Here is a 13,821-nt window from a genome sequence, read left to right on the forward strand (position 1 = left end):
CCGCCACGGCGGGGAGCGGACGGCGGGGTATCGCCCGACCGCACCCTTCCGCCCCCACGACCCGGAGGATGTCCGTGCCCCCCAGACGCTTTCCCCGCACAACCGCCTGGCGCGCCCCGGCGGCGTTAGTGCTGCTGGTGCTCGCGCTGCTGCTGCCCGCCTCGCGGCCGGCCTCGGCCGCCGCGCCCACGCTGTATCCGCTGGGCGTCGGCGCCGATCTGGGCCCCCAGCCGTTCACCCTCGGACTGACCGCGACCGCCGGGGACGACGCCGCGGCGCTGCGTACCGGTGAGCAGGACGGCGTGCCGTACTGGCGGACCGACACCGCGGCCGGCGCCTCCTACCTGGCCTTCGACCTCGACCCGGAGTACACCGGGTCGGTGAGCGCCGGCCAGCTCACCGCGTCCGTCGCGTACTTGGACACCGGCTCCGGCCAACTGCGGCTCACCGGCGGCGCCGACGTGCTCGGCAGTGTGCCGCTCGGCGGCACCGGCGCCTGGCGCACCGAGGCGTTCACGATCCCGGCGCGGGCGGCCACCGGCCAACTGCGCCTGTCCGGTGCCTCCGACGCCGGTGACCCCACCGACATCACCGTGTCCGCGCTGCGGATCGCGGCCGGCTACTCGGTGGACCTCGGCCCGAATGTGGCGACGCACGGCATCACCCCGCGGGCCGGCGACGACGGCGGCCATCTGGTGACCGGCACCGTCGACGGCCGCGGCTACTGGCAGACCGACCGCAGCGTGCCCGGCGCCGAGACCGGCTTCTTCTACATGAACGTGGACGACGGCCAGCTCTACGACAACCACGACCCGGTCGCGGTCACGATCGACTACTTCGACCAGGGCGACGGCTCGATGCAACTGGAGTACGACTCGCCCGGCGACACCATTCCGCAGATGTTCAAGCGGTCCCCGACCTTCACCTACGGCGACTCCGGCACCTGGAAGTCGCACACCTTCCTGCTGGACGACGCGATCCTCACCAACCGCTCCAACGGCTCCGACTTCCGGATCAACACCGCTGATCTCCCGGGCGAGCTGAAGGTCGCCCGGGTCACGGTCGCCGCGCTGCCCGCCGCGCTGGACCCGACGATCGGGCTCAAGCGGCTGGTCGCCGAGGCCGACACCGCCTACGGCGCGGCCCGCGAGGGCGCGCGCGACGGGCAGTACCCGCCGGGCGCCAAGGAGGCGCTGAAGCAGGCCACCGACGCGGCCCGCGCGGTCGCGACCGGCGGCGGCGTCACCGACGAGCAGGCGCGCACCGCCTTCCACGCCCTGACCGCCGCGCTGGACGCCTTCCACGCGCTGGCCGTCGACACCGACCTGGCGCATCTGGGCACCGCGACCGCCTCCTCCACCGCGGCCGGCTCCTCGCCGGGCGCGGCGATCGACCGCGACGGCGGCAGCGCCTGGGTGAGCGGCGACGGCGGCCACGGGGAGACCTTCACCCTGGACCTCGGCGCGGCCAGGCACTTCGACCAGGTCCGTGCGACCTGGGGCAGTCCCTTCGCCGCCGACTACACCGTCCAGGTCTCCACCGACGGCACGCACTTCCGCGACGCGGGCCGCACCGGCGCCACCGGCGCCGGCCCGGCCTTCACCACCGCCTTCCCGCCCACCACCGCTCGCTATGTGCGGCTGGCGATCAGCGGTTACGCGGCCGGCGCGAACACCGTGGCACTGGCCGGACTGGAGGTCCACGACCAGCGGGTGGTCACCGGGCACCCGAAGCTGATCGACACCCGCTACCCCACCGACGACCCGGTCGTCGCCGACTTCGACGTACGGGACTACGGCGCCGACGCCACCGGCCGCGACGACGCCACCGCGGCCGTGCAGGCGGCGCTCTACGACTGCCAGGACGCCGGCGGCGGCACCGTGTGGATGGGCGCGGGCACCTACCGGATCACCACCACCGTGGAGATCCCGGCCTTCTGCTCGCTGCGCGGCGACCGGCGCGACCCGGACCACGGCTCGGGTTCCTACGGCACCGTGATCCGCGCCGACCTGCCGGCCGGCGCCGACGGCCCGGTGCTGTTCCGGGTCGGCGGCAGCGCCTCCGTCCAGGGGCTGACCACCTACTACCCGCGGCAGAGCGCCACCGACCCGGTGCCGTACAACTACACCTTCGAGATCCCGGGCCGCGCCTGGCAGGGCGACCAGAACTACATGATGAGCACCGTCGCGCACGTCACGATGCTCGACTCCTACCGGGGCGTCGGGGTGTCCACCATGCCCAGCGACCGCGGTGACCCCGCCGTGCAGGGGCAGGTGCACGAGTCGGCGACGCTCCAGGACATCAAGGGCACCGCGCTGGCCAACGGGGCGACGGCCTTCAACGGCGCGGACGTCGGCACCTGGGAGGACATCACCTTCTCCAACTCCTACTGGGCGAAGGCCCCTTCGGCCTACCATCCGCCGCAGCGCGCCGCTCTGGACCGCTGGACCCGGGCCAACGGCACCGGTCTGGTCCTCGGCGACCTGGAGTGGGACCAGTTCTCGAAGATCGCGCTGTCCGACTACCGCACCGGCATCCAGGTGGTGAAGGGTCAACGGGCCTCCTTCGTCGGCGCGTTCCTCCAGTCCTCGGTGGTCCGCACCGATGTCGCCCTCCAGGTGGACGACATCGACAGCCGCTGGGGCATGACCCTCGGCTCCAGCACCCTGCAGGGCAGCGTGGCCTCGGTCCGCAACGCGTCGGCCGGCTATGTGAAGGTCACCGACACCGCCCTGGACGGCCCGACCTCCGGCACCGTGCTCCGGCTCACCGGCAGCGTCCCGCGCTACGAGGGGCCGGCCGGCACACCGAAACCCCGGCGGCAGGCGCTGTACGTGGCGAGCGGCGCACCGCACGGCGTCGGCTACCAGCCGGCCGCCGACGCGACCGCCGCGCTCCAGAAGGCGCTGGACCGGGCGGGCGACCAGGGCGGCGGCACCGTCTACCTGCCCGCGGGCTGGTACCGCGTCGAGGGCCGGCTGCGGGTCCCGGCCGGGGTCGAGCTGCGCGGCGCCGCGGCCTCCCCGAACCGCGACCTCAGCGGGGCCAGCGGCGGCACCGTGCTGTTCTCCTACGCCGGCCGGTCCGCCGCCGACGCCGACACCGCGCCCGCCACCGTCACCCTGGCCGGCGACGGCGCGGGCGTCCGGGGCCTGCGGGTCTTCCACCCGGAGAACAACCCGGCCACCGGCTACGTGCCCTACCCGTACGACATCCGCGGGCTGGGCCGCGGCACCTACGTGGTCGACGTCGGCCTGACCAACGCCTGGAACGGCATCGACATGACCTCGCCGCGCGACGACCGCTTCGTGGTCCGCAAGGTCAGCGGCGCCTTCCTCAACCGGGGCATCACGGTGGGCGGGAACGACGACGGCTCGGTCGAAGGGGTGCTCACCAACGGCAACTCGGTGAACCGGGTCGGCTTCGGCATCCCCGGATGGGGCCTGGACGGCGATGTGTTCGCCCAGACCATCGACGGCTACACCCGGAAGAACACCGACCTGGTGCATGTGGACGGCGCCCGGCGCCTCACGGTGTCCGACGTCTTCGGCTACGGCATGCACGACGGTCTGGCGGTGGACTCCGGTGATGTGCGGGCCTTCAACCTCGGCACCGACAACCTCGGCGACGGCGGCTTCACCGTCAAGGCGGGGGACTCGGCCCGGGTCGGCGCGGTGAACGTGCTGCGCTACAACGGCGCGACCTCCACCGGTCCGGCCGTGCTCCACAACGTAATGGTGATCAACATCGTGGAGCAGTCGGTCACCGCGACCGCCCAGCCCGCCACCGGCGGCACGGTGCGGGTGAGCGGCAACGAGACCTCACCGGGCCGCTACGAGAAGGGCGGCACGGTGACCGTCACCGCCACCCCGGCCGGCGGCTACCAGCTGCTCGGCTGGACCCTCGACGGCGCCGAACTCCCGGACGGCGGACGCACGATCAGCGTCCCGGTGACCGCGGACCGCAGCGTCGTCGCACGGTTCGGCCCGGTGACGGGGGGCTGACGGGCCGGGTGTTCCAGTGGGCCCGGGCCACCGCCGAGGCGGGGCGCCCGGGCCCGCTGCCGTGCCGTGGCGCGCCGAACGGGCCGGCGCTCAGCCGTGGTTGACCGGCAGCACATCGGGCGACAGGGTGCCCGCCCGGGCGGTGGCACTGGTCATCCGGCGGCGGTGGTGCCGGCGGCAGAGCACCTCGTAGCCGACCTCGCCCAGCGCGCGGTCCGCGTCACCCGGATCGCCCTCGGCCCGGTCCACGTCCCCGATCACCACCTGTGCGCCCTCGACCACCATCACCCCGCCCACCGTACGGGCGTTGTGGGTGGCCCGGGCGCCGCACCAGCACAGCGCCTCGACCTGGAGCGCCTCGATCCGGTCGGCGAGTTCGATCAGCCGCTGCGAGCCGGGGAAGAGCCGGGTGCGGAAGTCGGCGGTGATACCGAAGGCGTAGACGTCCTTGTCCAGGTCGTCCACGATCCGCGCCAACTGGTCGATCTGGCCCGGCGCGAGGAACTGCGCCTCGTCCACGACCACATAGTCCACCCGGCCGCCCCGGCTGATCTTCTCGATCACATAGCCGTAGAGGTCCGCGCCGTCGGCGACCTCCACCGCGTCGGTGACCAGGCCGAGCCGCGAGGAGAGCTTGCCCTCACCGGCCCGGTCGTCCCGGGTGAAGATCACCGACTGGAGCCCGCGGGCGGTGCGGTTGTGGACGATCTGCAGGGCCAGCGTGCTCTTGCCGCAGTCCATCGTTCCGGAAAAGAAGACCAGCTCGGGCATGGGATGGGCGACGGCCTTTCGGTGGACGGCATGCTGCGGTGCGGCCGCCGGGACGCGGCGGCATGGCTCGGGACGGGTGCGCCACTGGTGCGGTGCGGGCGGTGCTGACGGGATCGGGACGGGGGCTGGACCGCCTCAGGAGCGTACTTCGAGCAGCGGGACCAGTTGTTCGACGGGGGCCATCGAGCCGTGCAGTCCGATCATCTTCGACTCCCTCGGCTCGGTGCGGTACGCCACGATCGCCATGTCGTCGCGGGCCGCGGCCACCACGTCCCCGATCCGGCCCAGCACCCGGGGCTCGGGCCGCGGTCCGAACCAGCCCATCGCGACCGCCTCGTCGCGGCTCGCCACCCACATCCGGTCCCCCAGCACCTCGCTCCACACCGCCAGCACGTCGCCGGCGGCGCCGGGCACCGCGTAGACGTGCCGGGCCCGGCCCTCGCCGCCCAGCACCGCGACGCCGGCCCGCAGTTCCCAGTCCTCGTCGAAGTCGATCCGGCTCTCCTCGTCGAAGGCGACATCGATCATGCCGTGGTCGGCGGTGACGTAGAGCGCGCTGCGGGCGGGCAGTTGCCCGGCGAGCCGCTGGACGAGCCGGTCGACCATCATCAGCTGGCCGCGCCAGGCGTCGGAGTCCACGCCGTGCCGGTGGCCCATGGCGTCCAGTTCGCTGTAGTACGTGTAGACCAGCGAGCGGTCGGCGGCGGCCAGCCGGTCGGCGGCCAGATCCATCCGCTCCTCGCCGGTCAGCCTGCCGTGGAAGGTGCCGCCGGACAGCGCGACCTTGGTCAGCGGGGTGTTGGCGAAGGTGGGCGAGGACACCTGGCAGGTGGCGATCCCGGCGGCCTCGGCCAGCTCGAAGACGGTGGGGTGCGGCTGCCAGACGTCGGGCGCGGTCCACGGCTGCCAGCGCAGCTGGTTCATCAGCCGGCCGGTGTCCGGATTGAGCGTGGTGTAGCCGGTCAGGCCGTGCGCGCCGGGCGGCAGGCCGGTCCCGACCGAGGCCAGCGAGGTGGCGGTGGTGGCCGGGAAGCCAGCCGTCAGCGGCCGGCCGGTGCCGCCGCGGGAGGTCGGCAGCAGCGAGGTCAGATACGGCGCCTCGTCCGGATGGCGCTGGATCAGCTCCCAGCCGAGGCCGTCCACCAGGAAGACGCACACCCGGTCGGCGGGCGCGAGCTCCAGCCTGGTGGCGGGCATGCCGGGGACGGCGAAACCGGCCACGGCGGCGGGGATGACGTCGCAGAGCGCACCGGTGCCGTAGTCGGGTGCGGGGGCGGTGCGCGGGTCGAGGGGCGCGGCACCGTACGCGTCGGCGAGCGGGTGGACCATCAGTCGGTGGCCGCTGTCGCCTCGGAGAGCGCCTGGGCGAAGGCCAGCGTCTGGCGGACCGCGTCCGGGCCGTCGCCGGCCTCGCTCACCCGCAGCGACAGGTCGTCGGCGGTGGAGGAGCCGGTGTAGCCGTGGTCGGCCTCGCAGTTGGGGTCGCCGCAGGCGGCGGGCTCCAGATCCAGCCGGGACACCGCGCCCCAGCCGATGGTGAGCACCACTTCGCGCGGCAGCGTGCCCGGCGTGTACGACTCCGGGTTGGCGACGACCCGGCTGACCACGACCGAGGAGATCCGGCCGATCTTCACCGATTCGGTGGACGTGGTGGCGTACGGGCTCGGCGAGGTGTCGTCGGCGGCCTGCTCGTCGGTGTGGCTGACCAGGAACCGGCTGGCGGTGAGCACCAGCACGGTGACGTGCCGGCGGACCTCGTTCGCGTCGAACGTGGTCTCCTGGTGGACCATGAAGGAGGAGACGGCCTCGCGGCCGACCGCCGCCTCGACGGCCTCGGCCACCAGGGTCGGGTAGTAGCCGCTGCGCTCGATCGCCGTGCGCAGGCCCTGGGACGTGATACCGGTCTTCGCCATGCGAACCATCCTAAGGGCGTGGGCGGCGGTGGCGGCTCGTTCGGGCGTGGCGGGCGGCAGGACCCCTGCGGCAAAAGGGCGGGCCCCCGCCCGGCCGGCCCGGCCGGCTCAGAACGAGGACAGCGCGCGCGGTCCCAGATCGGTGCGGACGGGCGGTCTGGCCAGCCGGACCGAGGCGCCCAGGACGGTCAGGCCGTGCGCGGAGACCACCACCGGCTCCAGGTCCACCGCGACCACCTCCGGCAGGTCGTCGGCGAGCATCGACACCCTCAGCAGGAGTTCTTCCAGGGCTCCGGTGTCCACCGGCTGCGCGCCGCGCCAGCCGAAGAGGAGAGGCGCGGCCCTGATCGAGCGGATCAGCCCGGCCACGTCCCGGTCGGTGGCCGGAACCAGCCGGTGCGCGATGTCCCCCAGCAGCTCGGACGGCGCTCCGGCCAGCCCGAAGGAGAGCAGCGCGCCGGCCGCCGGGTCCACTCCGGCGCGGACCACCGTGTCCACCCCGCGCGGCGCCATCGCCTGGACCACGAGCAGCAGTTCGGCGGCGTCGCCGAGCCCGGCGGTCAGCTCGTCGAAGGCGCGGCGCAGATCGCTCTCACCGGCCAGGTCGAGCCGGACGCAGCCGAGGTCGGCGCGGTGCCGCAGGTGCGGAGCGGTGGTCTTGAGCGCCACCGGGTAGCCGAGCCGGCCGGCCGCGGCGGCCGCCGCCTCCGGGTCGGGGGCGGGCAGCGTGCGCCGCACCCGGACGCCGTAGCGGCCGAGCAGGGTGGCGGCCTGCTCGTCGGACAGCAGAGTCTCGGTCTGCGGGGCCGCGTCGGCGGGGAGCAGGCCGCGTACGTCCTCGGCCGCCGCCGCCTGCTGGATGTCGTCGAACTCCGGTACGTGTCCGGGCTCGGCGGAGTCCGCGCGCCAGGCGGCGTAGGCGGCGGCCTCGGCGAGGGAGCGCACCGCCCGGTCGGGGGCCTGATAGGCGGGGATCGGGGCGCCGGGGCCGTCGGGCGAGCAGAGCCGGTCGCCCAGCGCGTCCAGCGCCAGGTGGACGACGGCCACGGGCTTGGCCGCCCCCTGAGCCGCGCGGCGCAGCGCCCCGGCCAGCGCCGGGTCGTCGTCCGCCTCGCCGCCGGAGGCTTCGAGCGGCACGGCGCCCGGTACGTCCGGCGCGGTCTCCGAGCCGACCCGCGGGATCACGGTGACCAGGACCGCGTCGCTGCCCGGGTCGGCCAGGGCGGCGCTGAGCGCGGCGGCCATGTCGCGGGGACCGGCCGCGGTCCCCAGGTCGAGCGGGACGGCGGGCCGCAGCCCGGCGGTGAGGGCGGCGTCGTAGGTGAGCAGGCCGATCGACTCGGAGTTGCCGAGGATGGCGACCCGGTCGCCCCGGGGAAGCGGCTGGAGGGCCAGGAACAGCCCGGCGTCCAGCAGTTCGGTGACGGTCTCCACCCTGATCACCCCGGCCTGCCGGAACAGCGCCGACACGGTGGCGTCGGGGATCCGGGTGACCGGTACGGAGTGCCCGGCCGGCACCGAGCCGGAGTGCAGGGCGCCCTTGACGACCACCACCGGCTTGGCGGCGGCGGTACGGCGGGCGAGCCGGGTGAACTTGCGCGGGTTGCCGAAGGACTCCAGGTACATCAGCACGGCGTCGGTCTCCGGGTCGTCCTGCCAGAACTGCAGCAGGTCGTTCCCCGAGACGTCCGCGCGGTTGCCGGCCGAGACGAAGGAGGAGGGGCCGGCGCCGCGACGGTGCAGCCCGGACAGCAGGGCGATGCCGATGGAGCCGGACTGGGTGAACAGCCCGAGCCGGCCGCGGCGCGGCATCTCGGGCGACAGCGAGGCGTTGAGGGCGGTGTCGGCGGCGGTGTTGATGACGCCCAGCGCGTTGGGGCCGATCACCCGCATGCCGTGGCGGCGGGCCTGCCGGACGAGTTCGCGCTGCCGCTCCCGCCCCTCAGGACCCGTCTCGGAGTAGCCGGCCGCGACCACCACCAGGCCGCGTACCCCGGCCTCCCCGCAGTCGGCGACCGCCGCGGGCACCCGGTCGGCGGGCACGGCGACGATCGCGAGGTCCACCGCTTCGCCGATGGCGCGGACCGAGCGGTGCCCCGGCACTCCGTCCAGCCGGGTGCCGGGGGCGTCCGGGTGGGAGTCCTCGGGGAAGGAGTGGTTGACCGCGTACAGACGGCCGGTGAAGCCGCCGGCCGCGATGTTGCGCAGCACCGTACGGCCGACGCCGCCGGGCCGGCGCCCGGCGCCGATCACCGCGACCGAGGCGGGCCGCAGCAGGCGCTGTATCGAACGGGCCTCGGCGCGGTGCTCGCGGGCCCGCATGACCCGGACCGACTCCTCGGTGGGTTCCAGGTCCAGGTCGAGATGGACGACCCCGTCGGCGATGCTGCGCTGCTGGGTGTAGCCGGCGTCGGTGAAGACCTTGACCATCTTGCGGTTGGCGGGCAGCACCTCGGCGGTGAAGTGCAGGATGCCGCGCTCGGTCGCGACGGCCGCGATGTGCTCCAGCAGCGCGGAGGCGACACCGCGGCCCTGGTGGGCGTCCTGGACCAGGAAGGCCACCTCGGCGCGGGTGCCGGCCGGGCCCGGGGCGGGGCCGCCGTCCGGCCCGATGCGGTCGTAGCGCACGGTGGCGATGAACTCGCCGCCCACGGTGGCCGCCAGGCCCACCCGGTCGACGTAGTCGTGGTGCGTGAAGCGGTGCACGTCGCGGTCGGACAGCCTCGGGTAGGGCGCGAAGAAGCGGTAGTACTTGGACTCGTCGGAGACCTTCTCGTAGAAGTCGACCAGCCGGACCGCGTCGTCCGGGCCGATCGGCCGGATCTGGGCGATGCCGCCGTCGCGCAGCACGACGTCGGCCTCCCAGTGCACCGGGTACGGGTGGGCCGACTGCTCCGTCATGGGCCCAGGGTAAGCGGGCGCGCCCCACTCGCGCCGCCGACGCACAAGGGGCAGTCTGGGGGCGGCGCGCCGCCGGGCCCGAGCAGGGGCCCGGCGGCGCGAGACGGTCCCGGCGACCGGCATGACCTGTGCCGATGGCACGACCCGTACTGATCCGCTACTGATCCGAAGGGCAGAACCATGGCTGAGCGCCGTGTCAACGTCGGATGGCCGGAGGGCCTGCATGCCCGCCCGGCGTCCATCTTCGTCCGCGCGACGATGGCCGCCGGTGTGCCGGTCACCATCGGGAAGCCGGACGGCAAGGCGGTCAACGCGGCCTCGGTGCTCGCCGTGCTCGGCCTGGGCGTACGGGGCGGCGACGAGGTCGTGCTCACCTCCACCGCCGAGGGCGCCGACGCCGCGCTCGACCGGCTGGCGAAGCTCGTCACCGAAGGCCTGGAAGAGCTGCCGGATACCGTCTGAGGCACCTGCCCGGCGCTCTTTTTCAGGCCGCCGCCTTATCGCGCTCCACGCAATTCAGCGGGACCGGACAATCCCCCATGGATAGTCCGGTCCCGCTGCAACGCTTTTACGGGGTCAACAATTCTATGACCTTGTATACGGTGCGATTGTTAAGCGCGGCGGCGCACCGCGTTTACGGGATGTTTCAGAATCCTCACCGCGGCGGCCCGCTCCACATGGACCGCGGACAGCCGCCGGGCCCGCTCCGCGTCCCCGCGGGCGACCGCGTCCACGATCGCCGCGTGCTCCTCCCAGGAGTCCACCGCCCGGGTCGAGCCGCCGTCGCCGTACACCCAGGCGATCTTGTGCCGGAGCTGGGTGAGCAGCGCGGCCAGCGTGGGACTGCCGGACGCCTGCGCGAGCGTCTCGTGGAACCAGCCGTCCAAGGAGGGCAGGTCGGACAACTGTCCCTGTACGGCCCGCTCCTGGCCGAGCCGCACCAGGCCGCGCAGCACCTTCAGATGCGCCTCGGTGCGGCGCTGGGCCGCCCGGGCGGCGCCCATCGGCTCCAACAGGCCGCGTATCTCCAGCAGGTCGGCCGCCTCCTGCTCGGTGGGCTCGGCGACCGAGGCCCCGGCGTGCCTGCGGGTACGGACGAACCCCTCGGACTCCAAGGTGCGCAGCGCCTCGCGCACCGGCACCCGGGAGACGCCGTACCGCTGCGCGAGCAGTTCCTCGGTCAGCCGGCTGCCCGGCGGGAAGAAACCGCCGACGATGTCGTCCCGGATGGCCGTACACACCACCTGGGCCGAGATACGCCGTCCCGCGCCGTCCGCCCCGCTCACATCCGGCTCCGCATCGCCGACTCCATTTCTGTCCCCGTATGGTGCGGGACTCTATTCCAGCACACCCGTAAATGGGAAAGTACCCCCGGAATTCTTTGATTGTTTTTGGACAGGTGGGGCGCTTTCGGACGCCTGTCCGCCGGTCGCCGGCCGCTCGGCGGGCGGGCGGGGGACGCGCGGGGACGGACGAAGGCCCCGGCGGGGGGAACCGGGGCCTTCGGGTCTGGCGCTGTGCGGGCGGTTCAGATGGTGACGCCGTGCGAGGCCAGGTACGCCACCGGGTCGATGTCGGACCCGTAGTAGGGCGTGGTGCGCACCTCGAAGTGCATGTGCGGGCCGGTGACGTTGCCGGTGGCGCCGGAGATGCCGATCTCCTGGCCCTCGGTCACCGTCTGTCCGGCCGAGACCAGCGGTTCGGTGAGGTGGGCGTACAGCGTGTACTTGCCGTCGGCGTGCTGGATGATCACGTCGTTGCCGTAGGAGCCGTCGGCGCCCGCGGAGAACACCGTGCCGGCCGCGACCGCGTGCACCGGGGTGCCGGAGTCGACCAGGAAGTCCACGCCGGTGTGGTAGCCGCTGGACCACATCGGACCGGCGACCTTGTAGCCGGTGCCGATGGCCGCGTCGCCGACCGGCTTCATGTAGCCGGAGCCGGCGGCCACGGACATCGCGACCGGTGTCGCGGTGCTCGGGGTGCTCGGGGTGCTCTCGGCGACCGGGGTGACCGGGGTGGCCGCGGCGGCGGCCTTCGCGGCGGCTTTGGCGGCAGCGGCTTTCGCGGCGGCAGCGGCCCGGGCCTCGGCCTTCGCCGCCGCGACCGCGCGAACCTTGGCGGCCCTGGCCTTCGCCAGCGCTGCCGCCCTCGCCTCGGCCGCGGCCGCCTTGGCCGCCTTCGCCTTCGCGAGGTCGGCGGCCTTGTGCTGGGCGTCGGCCTGGCCGGCCAGGGCGTCCGCCAGGGAGGCGTTCACATCGAGGGCCTGGGTGAGCGCGGTGGGCTGCGCGGCGGCAGCCGGGGCCTGCCCCGGAGCGGCCATCGCGGAGGCGCCGAGGGCTCCGGCGGTGGTGAGTACGGCGACGCCGGCCAGAGTGGCGGCGGTGCGTCCGGAACGGACGCGGCGGTGCTTCCCGCGGGGCGCGGGCAGAACGTGGAACGCCATGAGGAGGCGTCGCTCCTTTCCTTCCTTCTCGCCTACCGGGTTAGCTGACGGGTTCGGAGCAGGAAGGTCTCCTACGGGGCATCCGCCCGGGCGGGCGGGTGGCCCCGATTCACCCCATGGGACAGAACCTCCGCCGCCGGGTCGGGCGGCGCGAGGGCGGGTCCCCGGCTCCCCCTCGCGGGGGACTCGGCGATGTACGGGTGCGCCCGGCGAAACCGGACGCTTCGCCCTTTGCGGGCAATGTCGGCTGACGCTAGCCGGGCCCTTGCTCGTACGACAACCGGATCGGCTGATATGTAGCGGACGCCACACACCGCCCGCGAGCGCCCAAAACGCCCGGAACCCCGGTGCCCCATCGGGGCACCGGGGTTCCGGGCGTCGGGCCGGACGCGAACGAGCCGGCCGGCTCAGCTGACGATGCTCACCGGGCCGATGCCCAGCTCGCGGACCGGGTCGGCGATCGCGGCGGCGTCGCCGACCAGGACCACCACCATGCGGTCCAGCGGGAAGGCGTTGACCACCGCTGCGGTCGCCTCGACCGTGCCGGTGGCCGCCAGCCGCGCGTACAGCCGCGCCTGGTAGTCGTCGGGCAGCTCCTGCTCGACCTGGTCGGCGAAGGTGTCCGCGACCGCCGCGGCGGTCTCGTAGCGCAGCGGCGCGACCCCGACCAGATTCTGGACGGCGACGTCGCGCTCCTCCTCGGTGAGGCCGCCCTCGGCGAGGGTGCGGATCACCTGGCGGGCGTCGGCCAGCGCGGGACCGGTGACCTCGGTGGCCACCGAGCCGCTGATCGCCAGCAGCGCGGCGCCGGTGCCGTCCGCGGAGCTGAGCAGCACCTGGGCGAAGGCCCGCACCCCGTAGGTGTAGCCCTTCTCCTCGCGCAGCACCCGGTCGAGACGCGAGGTCAGGGTGCCGCCGAGGCAGTAGGTGCCGAGCACCTGGGCCGCCCACACCGGGTCCTGGCGGTCCGGGCCGGTCCGTCCGATCAGCAGCTGCGTCTGCACCGCGCCGGGCCGGTCGACGATCACCACCCGGGCGGTGTCGTCCGAGGTGATCGCCGCACGGGGCCGCGGCTCGGCCCGGTCACCGGTCCAGCGGCCCAGGGTCCCGGTGAGCAGCGCCGGCAGGTCGATACCGGTGAAGTCGCCGACCACGACGGCGGTGGTCGTCGACGGCCGGACATGGGCCTGGTAGAAGGCCCGCACCGCGGCCGCGTCGATGCCGCGGACGGTCTCCTCGGTGCCCTGGCGCGGCCGGGAGAAGCGCAGGGAGGCCGGGTAGAGCTCCTTGGACAGCGCCATGGCGGCGCGGCGGGCCGGGTTGGCCAGCTCGTGCGGGATCTCGTCCAGCCGGTTGGCGACCAGCCGCTTGACCTCGGGCTCGGCGAAGGCGGGCGCGCGCAGTGCCTCGGCGAGCAGGGCCAGCGCCCGGTCCAGCCGGGAGGCGGGCACTTCGAGGGAGACCCGGACGGCCGCGTGGTCGGCGTGCGCCGACAGGCTGGCGCCGCAGCGCTCCAGCTCGGCGGCGAACTCCTCGGCGCTGTGCTCGTCGGTGCCCTCGGACAGCGCCCTGGCCATGATGGTGGCCACGCCCTCCAGGGCGGCCGGCTCGGCGGCCAGCGGCGCGGACAGCAGCACCTCGACCGCGATGACGCGGCGGCCGGGCCGGTGACTGGTCAGCAGGGTCAGCCCGTTGTCCAGGGTGGACCGCTCCGGCGCCGGGAACGCCCACGGCTTGGGCTCGCCGGGCTGCGGCTGCGGGTGGAACGTCATGACGGCCGCGGTGTCGC

The 13,821-nt window shown here is 74.1% G+C and carries 9 protein-coding genes and 1 riboswitch; of the genes, 2 read left to right on the forward strand and 7 right to left on the reverse strand.

What is annotated here, in order from left to right:
• Positions 1-74 precede the first annotated feature (74 nt).
• Complete coding sequence (locus ACFO3J_RS26575; protein ID WP_386434186.1) at positions 75-4,004, forward strand: glycosyl hydrolase family 28-related protein; 3,930 nt, start codon at positions 75-77, stop codon at positions 4,002-4,004.
• Between the two features lie 90 nt (positions 4,005-4,094).
• On the opposite strand, the gene ACFO3J_RS26580 is transcribed toward ACFO3J_RS26575, so the two are convergent.
• The 4 genes from ACFO3J_RS26580 to ACFO3J_RS26595 form a co-directional block, all read right to left on the reverse strand.
• Positions 4,095-4,775, reverse strand: coding sequence for a thymidine kinase (locus ACFO3J_RS26580; RefSeq protein ID WP_386434188.1), 681 nt, complete (start codon positions 4,773-4,775; stop codon positions 4,095-4,097).
• 135 nt (positions 4,776-4,910) lie between these two features.
• Positions 4,911-6,104, reverse strand: a complete 1,194-nt coding sequence (locus ACFO3J_RS26585; RefSeq protein WP_386434191.1) for an alkaline phosphatase family protein — start codon at positions 6,102-6,104, stop codon at positions 4,911-4,913.
• A complete protein-coding gene (locus ACFO3J_RS26590) occupies positions 6,104-6,688 on the reverse strand; it encodes a DUF5998 family protein (protein WP_386434194.1) in 585 nt (194 codons plus the stop codon). Before ACFO3J_RS26590 ends, ACFO3J_RS26585 begins: the two co-directional genes overlap by 1 nt.
• 108 nt (positions 6,689-6,796) lie before the next feature.
• Positions 6,797-9,589, reverse strand: a complete 2,793-nt coding sequence (locus ACFO3J_RS26595; RefSeq protein WP_386434196.1) for a bifunctional acetate--CoA ligase family protein/GNAT family N-acetyltransferase — start codon at positions 9,587-9,589, stop codon at positions 6,797-6,799.
• 180 nt (positions 9,590-9,769) lie between these two features.
• On the opposite strand from ACFO3J_RS26595, the gene ACFO3J_RS26600 reads away from it, so the two are divergent.
• Complete coding sequence (locus ACFO3J_RS26600) at positions 9,770-10,051, forward strand: HPr family phosphocarrier protein (protein WP_386434198.1); 282 nt, start codon at positions 9,770-9,772, stop codon at positions 10,049-10,051.
• A 149-nt stretch (positions 10,052-10,200) separates the two neighbouring features.
• On the opposite strand, the gene ACFO3J_RS26605 is transcribed toward ACFO3J_RS26600, so the two are convergent.
• The 3 genes from ACFO3J_RS26605 to ACFO3J_RS26615 form a co-directional block, all read right to left on the reverse strand.
• On the reverse strand, positions 10,201-10,875 hold the full coding sequence (locus ACFO3J_RS26605) for a GntR family transcriptional regulator (protein WP_386434201.1): 675 nt from the start codon (positions 10,873-10,875) through the stop codon (positions 10,201-10,203).
• 242 nt (positions 10,876-11,117) lie between these two features.
• Positions 11,118-12,032 carry a M23 family metallopeptidase gene (locus tag ACFO3J_RS26610; RefSeq protein WP_386434204.1) on the reverse strand — a complete coding sequence of 305 codons (915 nt, stop codon included), beginning with the start codon at positions 12,030-12,032 and terminating at the stop codon, positions 11,118-11,120.
• A gap of 15 nt (positions 12,033-12,047) precedes the next feature.
• A riboswitch (cyclic di-AMP (ydaO/yuaA leader) is annotated at positions 12,048-12,234 on the reverse strand.
• A gap of 205 nt (positions 12,235-12,439) precedes the next feature.
• Positions 12,440-13,804, reverse strand: coding sequence for a M16 family metallopeptidase (locus tag ACFO3J_RS26615; protein ID WP_386434528.1), 1,365 nt, complete (start codon positions 13,802-13,804; stop codon positions 12,440-12,442).
• Between the last annotated feature and the right edge of the window lie 17 nt (positions 13,805-13,821).

It is taken from the genome of Streptomyces polygonati, from assembly GCF_042650325.1.
GTDB lineage: Bacteria > Actinomycetota > Actinomycetes > Streptomycetales > Streptomycetaceae > Actinacidiphila > Actinacidiphila polygonati.